Here is a 2,859-nt window from a genome sequence, read left to right on the forward strand (position 1 = left end):
CACGAGTTATGTCGTGTTATCTGCATATGAATTCATAGTATGTGAGAAGGTAGACCCGGAGAACTGAAACATCTTAGTACCCGGAGGAAGAGAAAGAAAAATCGATTCCCTGAGTAGCGGCGAGCGAAACGGGAAGAGCCCAAACCAACAAGCTTGCTTGTTGGGGTTGTAGGACACTCTATACGGAGTTACAAAAGTGTTTGTTAGACGAATAACCTGGAAAGGTTAATCAGAGAAGGTAATAATCCTGTAGTCGAAAACGAATACCCTCTTGAGTGGATCCTGAGTACGACGGAGCACGTGAAATTCCGTCGGAATCTGGGAGGACCATCTCCTAAGGCTAAATACTCTCTAGTGACCGATAGTGAACCAGTACCGTGAGGGAAAGGTGAAAAGTACCCCGGAAGGGGAGTGAAAGAGAACTTGAAACCGTGTGCTTACAAGTAGTCAGAGCCCGTTAATGGGTGATGGCGTGCCTTTTGTAGAATGAACCGGCGAGTTACGATCTGATGCAAGGTTAAGCAGAAAATGTGGAGCCGTAGCGAAAGCGAGTCTGAATAGGGCGAATGAGTATTTGGTCGTAGACCCGAAACCAGGTGATCTACCCTTGGTCAGGTTGAAGTTCAGGTAACACTGAATGGAGGACCGAACCGACTTACGTTGAAAAGTGAGCGGATGAACTGAGGGTAGCGGAGAAATTCCAATCGAACTTGGAGATAGCTGGTTCTCTCCGAAATAGCTTTAGGGCTAGCCTCAAGTGATGATTATTGGAGGTAGAGCACTGTTTGGACGAGGGGCCCCTCTCGGGTTACCGAATTCAGACAAACTCCGAATGCCAAATAATTTAACTTGGGAGTCAGAACGTGGGTGATAAGGTCCATGTTCGAAAGGGAAACAGCCCAGACCACCAGCTAAGGTCCCAAAATATATGTTAAGTGGAAAAGGATGTGGCGTTGCCCAGACAACTAGGATGTTGGCTTAGAAGCAGCCATCATTTAAAGAGTGCGTAATAGCTCACTAGTCGAGTGACACTGCGCCGAAAATGTACCGGGGCTAAACATATTACCGAAGCTGTGGATTGTCCGTAGGACAATGGTAGGAGAGCGTTCTAAGGGCGTTGAAGCATGATCGCAAGGACATGTGGAGCGCTTAGAAGTGAGAATGCCGGTGTGAGTAGCGAAAGACGGGTGAGAATCCCGTCCACCGATTGACTAAGGTTTCCAGAGGAAGGCTCGTCCGCTCTGGGTTAGTCGGGTCCTAAGCTGAGGCCGACAGGCGTAGGCGATGGATAACAGGTTGATATTCCTGTACCACCAATATTCGTTTTAAGCGATGGGGGGACGCAGTAGGATAGGCGAAGCGTGCTGTTGGAGTGCACGTCCAAGCAGTGAGATTGAGTGTTAGGCAAATCCGGCACTCATTAAGATTGAGCTGTGATGGGGAGAGGAAATTGTTTCCTCGAGTCGTTGATTTCACACTGCCGAGAAAAGCCTCTAGCTAGAATATCGGTGCCCGTACCGCAAACCGACACAGGTAGTCAAGATGAGAATTCTAAGGTGAGCGAGCGAACTCTCGTTAAGGAACTCGGCAAAATGACCCCGTAACTTCGGGAGAAGGGGTGCTCTTTGGGGTTCACGCTCTGAAGAGCCGCAGTGAATAGGCCCAAGCGACTGTTTATCAAAAACACAGGTCTCTGCTAAACCGTAAGGTGACGTATAGGGGCTGACGCCTGCCCGGTGCTGGAAGGTTAAGAGGAGTGGTTAGCGCAAGCGAAGCTACGAATCGAAGCCCCAGTAAACGGCGGCCGTAACTATAACGGTCCTAAGGTAGCGAAATTCCTTGTCGGGTAAGTTCCGACCCGCACGAAAGGCGTAACGATTTGGGCACTGTCTCAACGAGAGACTCGGTGAAATCATAGTACCGGTGAAGATGCCGGTTACCCGCGACAGGACGGAAAGACCCCGTGGAGCTTTACTGTAGCCTGATATTGAAATTCGGTACAGTTTGTACAGGATAGGTAGGAGCCTTAGAAGCGTGAGCGCTAGCTTACGTGGAGGCACTGGTGGGATACTACCCTAATTGTATTGGATTTCTAACCCGCAGCACTTATCGTGCTGGGAGACAGTGTCAGGCGGGCAGTTTGACTGGGGCGGTCGCCTCCTAAAGTGTAACGGAGGCGCTCAAAGGTTCCCTCAGAATGGTTGGAAATCATTCATAGAGTGTAAAGGCATAAGGGAGCTTGACTGCGAGACCTACAAGTCGAGCAGGGTCGAAAGACGGACTTAGTGATCCGGTGGTTCCGCATGGAAGGGCCATCGCTCAACGGATAAAAGCTACCCCGGGGATAACAGGCTTATCTCCCCCAAGAGTTCACATCGACGGGGAGGTTTGGCACCTCGATGTCGGCTCATCGCATCCTGGGGCTGTAGTCGGTCCCAAGGGTTGGGCTGTTCGCCCATTAAAGCGGTACGCGAGCTGGGTTCAGAACGTCGTGAGACAGTTCGGTCCCTATCCGTCGTGGGCGTAGGAAATTTGAGAGGAGCTGTCCTTAGTACGAGAGGACCGGGATGGACATACCTCTGGTGTACCAGTTGTCGTGCCAACGGCATAGCTGGGTAGCTATGTATGGACGGGATAAGTGCTGAAAGCATCTAAGCATGAAGCCCCCCTCGAGATGAGATTTCCCAACTTCGGTTATAAGATCCCTCGAAGATGACGAGGTAAATAGGTTCGAGGTGGAAGCGTAGCGATACGTGGAGCTGACGAATACTAATCGATCGAAGACTTAATCAAATTTGTTCATAAGGTTTTACTTGTGAATGTATACTTACTATCTAGTTTTGAATGTATAACATTCAA

The 2,859-nt window shown here is 49.8% G+C and carries 1 rRNA gene; it reads left to right on the forward strand.

Going from position 1 to position 2,859, the window contains the following annotated elements:
- Nucleotides 1-2,793, forward strand: a 23S ribosomal RNA gene (locus CD118_RS09740); the annotation flags it as partial.
- Nucleotides 2,794-2,859 lie beyond the last annotated feature (66 nt).

It is taken from the genome of Staphylococcus coagulans (assembly GCF_002901995.1).
GTDB lineage: Bacteria > Bacillota > Bacilli > Staphylococcales > Staphylococcaceae > Staphylococcus > Staphylococcus coagulans.